This is a genomic window from Kitasatospora sp. MBT66 (genome assembly GCF_000710405.2).
GTDB lineage: Bacteria > Actinomycetota > Actinomycetes > Streptomycetales > Streptomycetaceae > Kitasatospora > Kitasatospora purpeofusca.
The window spans coordinates 1,014,745-1,020,175 of sequence record NZ_JAIY01000010.1 but is presented as its reverse complement, the minus strand read 5'-3'; the positions used below and the strand labels follow the sequence as shown (position 1 = coordinate 1,020,175).

The following is a 5,431-nucleotide window of genomic DNA, read 5'->3' as shown; positions in this document are numbered from 1 at the left end:
GGCTGGGGCCCGACGGCGATGGCGGCGGACCTGGCGGTGCTGCTCCTGCTGCACGCCCGCGACATCGGCGGGCTGCGCCAGCGGCTCGCCCTGCTGCTGCCGGGCGCGCTGGGCCTCGGGCTGCTGGCCGCCCGCACGGGCTGGGACGCGGCGCCGGGCGCGCGGCTGGTCGTGTTCGTCGTGCTGCTGCTCGTCGCGACCGGCCTCTGCGCGACGGCGTGGACGGTGCCGGGCCGCCGGCTGCTGCCCTACTGGGGCCGGGCCGGTGACCTGCTGCACTCGCTCGCGGCGCTCGCGCTGCTGCCGCTGGCGCTCCAGGTGTTCGGCTTCTACGGGGCGATGCGCGGCCTGGCGGGCTGACCCGCCCACGCCGCACCCGCCCGCCGCCGACCACCCGCCCGTACGCCACAGCCGCCGCACCGAGGAGGACCACCGCATGCAGTCCCGACGGGACCAGGTGCAGGCCCACCTGTTCGTGATGAGCCGGGTCGCCGCCGGCGTCCTGCGCGCCGAGCCGGACGCCCCCGACACCCCCGTGGGCCGGACCAACCGGGGCGCCGCGATCGGGCTGGCCGTCGCGCTGCTGATCGGTGCCGGGGCCGGCGTCTACGGCCTGATCAAACCCGGTGGCGCGACCGGCTGGAAGCAGCCCGGCACCCTGGTGGTGGTCAAGGAGTCCGGCGCCCGATACGTCTTCGCGGGCGGCCTGCTCCACCCGGTGCTCAACGAGGCCAGCGCGCGGCTGCTCGCCGGTGACCAGCTGAAGGTCGACCAGGTGTCGGCCCGTTCGCTGGACGGCGCCCCGCGCGGCACGCCGGTCGGCATCGTCGGCGCGCCGGACGGCCTGCCCGCACCGGCCGCCGCGGCCGGCGCCGACTGGCTGCTCTGCACGATGCGCACCGCGACCGCCGGGACGGCGGCGGCCAAGGCCGCCCCGCAGCTCTCGGTCGCGATCGGCACCCGGCAGACCGGCCGCCCGGCCGGTGAGCAGGGCGTCCTGGTCACCGGTCCGGACGGCGCCGTGCACCTGCTCTGGCACGGCCGCCGGTTCGCGGTGGACGCCGCGGGCGGCGCCGCCCGGGCGCTCGGCTGGTCCGCCGCCGTGCCCGTCCCGGTCACCGCCTCCTTCCTGGCCGCGTTCCCGGCCGGTCCGGAGCTGCGGGCCCCGGAGGTGCCGGGCCGGGGCAAGGACGGCCCGGTGCTCTCCGGCCGTCCCACCAAGGTCGGGCAGCTGTTCACCGGTACCGGCGAGGAGCGCTACGTGCTGGCCGAACAGGGCCTGGTGGCCGTCACCGCCACCCAGTTCGCCCTGCTGCAGGGCGAACCCCGGACCCAGCAGGAGGCGTACGGCAACGGCCAGGTGGCACCCGCCCCGGCCGGGGCGGCCGACCTCGTCGCGCACACCGCGCCCGCCTCCGCCGCGGCGGCCTTCGCCCCCGAGGGCCTGCCGGGCCGCCCCCCGGCGCTGCTGCCGCCCCGGGCCGAGCAGGCCCTGTGCGCGGCGCTGCGGCCGGCCGCCGACGGTGGGGACCTCGACGTGGCCGTGTTGGACGCCTCGCCGGTGCTCGGCCTGCCGCCGGTGCTCCAGCCCGGGGTGCTGCCCAGCTGCACCCCGGCGGACCGGATCGCGGTGCGCCCCGGCGGCGGCGCCCTGGTCCGGGCGGTGTCCGGGGCGGGCTTCGGCGGCACCCTGTACCTGGTCACGGACACCGGCGTGAAGTACCCGCTGGCCTCGCCGGCGGTGGCCGAGCGGCTCGGTTACGCGAAGGCCGCGCCGACGGCGGTGCCGGGGCGGGTGCTGTCCCTGCTGCCCACCGGTCCCAGCCTCGACCCGGGGCCGCTCGCGGGCGGCATCGTCCAGCCCGCGGTGGGCGGCGAGGGGCGCTGCACGCGCTGAGCCGAGGCGTCGGCCGCCGGTGTTGAACCGCCGGGCCGGGTGCTCCCGTTCACCCTGACGGGCCGGTCCGACCGGCCCGCGGCGAATCCCGCCGGTCGGGAGCGGCCGGCGGCACCGGAGGAGGGACGCACGTGGCTCAGCAGACGACGGTCAGTCAGCAGGTCCTGCAGGACATCAGGACCCAGGTCGAGTCGAAGTACGCGGCGATGAAGCAGACCGCCATGTACATCGAGGACATCAACTCGGCCATCCGGGACAGCTTCGAGGGCGCGGCCAGCACGACCTTCCAGAACAACATCAACGACTGGCTGACGCAGTACGCGGCCGTCAGCCGGGACTACGACGCCTTCCACGGCAAGTTCGGCGACACCAGCCAGATCTTCGCCGCGACCGGCGACCACACCCAGACGCTCGCGAACAACAGCCTGGGCGGCGACCCGGGCCGGGCCGGCTACATCGAGGGCGTCCTGAACCCCAAGTGACCGGCTGACCTCCGCACCGACCGTTTCGACCCGAAGGGAACCATCATGACCGACGGCCACATGTCACTCCACTACGCCGGTGTCGACACCGCGATCAACGATCTGGAGGCGCATGCAGCGACCATGCACCGTCAGATGGAGGAGCTCAAGAACTACCTCAACAGCAAGATCAACGTCGAGCTGGTCGGTGACTTCTCGGTGGCCGCCGGCACCCTGGCGACCACGCTCCAGAACGCGGACCTGGCGATGGGCGGCAAGATCGTCAACGCCCACAACGCGCTCACCGAGATCCGCACCGCCATCAGGGACGCGGACATGCGGGCCAGCACGCACTTCGACCACGTCCAGGGCTGACCGGCATGGCGGACGAGGAGGACAAGGGTGACGGCGGCACCGTCAAGGTCACCGACAACTTCCTGAAGAACTTCTCCGAGACGGCCATCAAGAAGTTCCTCGACGACGTCAAGGTGTCGCAGCCGGTGCGGGAGCTCAGGGCCTACGCCGACGGCAGCACGCCGTTCCTGACCGGCAACAACTCGGGGAACTTCACCGCGCCGGGCACGCTGGCCACCACGCTGAAGGCGTACGACGACTCGGTCGCCAAGCTGCTGCAGGCCGTCGTCGACCAGTTCGGGACCCTGGTCATCGACCTCCAACTCGCCGACCGCTGGCTGAACAACGCGCTGGACGAGTCCCTGGACTACGCGCAGTTCATGAAGCTGGCCGGGCGGACCCTGAACCCCGGTAAGTAGATCCGGCGGGGGACCCCCCCGCCACCACGGCGGAGCCGGCCCGGGCACGGGCCGGCCCCGCGACACGTCCGGTCGGGCTCGGCCGCGAGAGGGGATGCCATGGGGCACATCTGGGAGGACGCGCTGACCTTCATCGGGTCGTCGGCGGACGCGAAGCCGGCCACCCGTGAGTCGGTGCGCGACGACGAGAAGCCGTGGGTCAACACCGACGTCCGCAAGCTGGTGGTCCACTACGGCTGGCAGGGCGCCAAGGAAGCCGGCTATCCCGATGTCGCCCTCGACAGCTGGGTGGCCTGGTACTTCACCTACACCGTGGGTATCACCACCACCGAGAAGCACGCCAGCTTCGTCGTCGGCACCAACGTGAACTACGCGAACATCGACGGCGCCGGCGCCAAGTTCGCGGCCTGGACGGCCAGCAGGGCGCCGCTGGAGCGCTTCATCGACGGCACGACGAAGGCGAACGACCGGCTCGACCCGGCCGGCTTCACCAAGGCGGCGAACAACCTCCGGGACTTCACGTACTTCCTCGACGGCTGGATCACCAAGATCGGGACGGACTGGGTGAAGGGCATCGGGGAGGAGGACGGCGATTGGCAGGGCAGCTCGGCGAACGCCCTGCGGGCCCTGCTGCTGGCGTTCCGCAACGAGATCGACGCGGACAACCGGATGATCCGGCTGGCCGACGTGGGCTCCTTCCTGACACCGATCAAGGGCATCCTCGACACGCAGATCGCGGCGCTGTGGGCGGGTTTCCAGGCCTGGTGGAAGACGGCCCAGGCCTGGCCGACGAACACGGTCACCGCCGCGCTCATGGAGGGGCTCAAGGGCGCGACGCTGAAGATCGAGAAGGCGGCCGACCGGACCCCGACCTGGCACAGCCGGGAGGACCCGGCCAACGGCGCGTACGACCAGTACGGCAGGCAGGACCTGCTCACCGACCTGAAGGTGACCGTGACCGGGGCGCCGTTCGGCGACCCCACGACGGTCGAGTTCTGGAAGCAGGTCGACAAGAAGGCCCGGGAGATCTGGGTCGCCAATGTCGTGAAGGTCCTCGACGCGGCCGCCGACGCCGCGCTGAGCGCGATCGGCACGGCGTACGGCAACGCCGGCAACGCCGCCGTGCCGCTGAAGCCGTTCCCGCTGATGATGCCCGACGCGAAGACCCCCTCGCCGGACGATCCGACCAAGGACCCGACGAAGGACGGCGCCCCCGACATCAAGGACATCGGCGGCGGTCCGGACACCAAGAACCTCGGCGGGGGGCCCGACACCAAGGACCTCGGCGGCGGGCCCGACATCAAGGACATCAAGGGCGCCGGCGGTGGCGGCGGTGGCACCGGTGGCTCCGGGGACCTCGGCGGTGGCGGCAGCAACAAGCCGAACCTCAACCTCGGTGACATCGGGGGCAACAGCGGCGGCAACAACCCGAACCTGAACCTCGGCGGAGGCAGCGGCAATCTGCCGAACCTCAACCTCGGCAACGGCGGCTCGGGCAACTCCGGCAGCAACTCCGGCACCGGCCCCAGCCTCATCACCAATCCGTTCCCCGACCTCAACACCGGACCGCTGCCCGACTACCTGCTCCCCGGCTCCTCCGGCTCGAGCCGGCCGGTGGTGGTCCCCCCGACCTCCGTCATCACCAAGGACGGGCGGATCGTCGACGAGAACGGCAACCCCGTCCTGGACTCGGCCGGCAATCCGATGGTGGCCGGCCCGGGCTACACCATCGGCCCGGACGGCGTCCTGCGCGACGGCAAGGGCGAGACCGTCTCGCAGTACCGGCAGCTGCTCGCCGACCGCTATTCCGCGGCGGGCGACGACAGCGGCGGCGACAACCTGCTGTCGCCCAACATGTTCGGCTCCGGCGGCTTCTCCTACAACACGATGGGCCTCGGCTCCGGCGGCTCGGGTGGCGGGAGCTCGCTCGGCCTCGGCGGCGGCCCGATGATCAGCGGCATGGGCGGCGGCCTCAGCAGCCGGGCGCTGGCCGCCGGCGGCGACCCGTCCGTCACCAAGGCCGCGGTCGACCAGGCCAACGCGGAGCGCGTCGCGGCCGAGCGGGCGGCCCGCGCCGCGGCCCAGGAACAGGCCGCCCTGACCGGCCAGCGGACCGCGACCTCCTCCGGCGGGATGCCGATGATGCCGCCGGGCGGTGGCATGGGCGGCGGCGCGGGCGGTCCCGGCAACGAGAAGGACCGCCGCCGCACCACCTGGCTGGCGGAGGACGAAGAGGTCTGGGGCACCGACTCCGGCGCCGTGAGCGGCGTCATCGGACGCTGAGGGCGCCGAGCACGCCG

The 5,431-nt window shown here is 73.2% G+C and carries 5 protein-coding genes and 1 pseudogene; all 6 read left to right on the top strand.

What is annotated here, in order from left to right:
- A pseudogene (locus BI06_RS51265) lies at window positions 1-360 on the top strand (type VII secretion integral membrane protein EccD); the annotation flags it as partial.
- 76 nt (window positions 361-436) lie between these two features.
- Window positions 437-1,897 carry a type VII secretion protein EccB gene (eccB, locus tag BI06_RS51260; protein WP_043472550.1) on the top strand — a complete coding sequence of 487 codons (1,461 nt, stop codon included), beginning with the start codon at window positions 437-439 and terminating at the stop codon, window positions 1,895-1,897.
- A 131-nt stretch (window positions 1,898-2,028) separates the two neighbouring features.
- Window positions 2,029-2,379, top strand: coding sequence for a hypothetical protein (locus BI06_RS29085; protein ID WP_043472547.1), 351 nt, complete (start codon window positions 2,029-2,031; stop codon window positions 2,377-2,379).
- A 45-nt stretch (window positions 2,380-2,424) separates the two neighbouring features.
- Entirely contained in the window at window positions 2,425-2,733 is a 309-nt protein-coding gene (locus BI06_RS29080) for a hypothetical protein (protein ID WP_043472544.1), read from the top strand.
- 5 nt (window positions 2,734-2,738) lie between these two features.
- The gene (locus BI06_RS29075; protein WP_030396986.1) at window positions 2,739-3,131 is read left to right on the top strand and encodes a hypothetical protein; all 393 of its coding nucleotides are present in this window, start codon (window positions 2,739-2,741) and stop codon (window positions 3,129-3,131) included.
- A gap of 99 nt (window positions 3,132-3,230) precedes the next feature.
- A complete protein-coding gene (locus BI06_RS29070) occupies window positions 3,231-5,414 on the top strand; it encodes a hypothetical protein (protein ID WP_043472542.1) in 2,184 nt (727 codons plus the stop codon).
- Window positions 5,415-5,431: the final 17 nt, after the last annotated feature.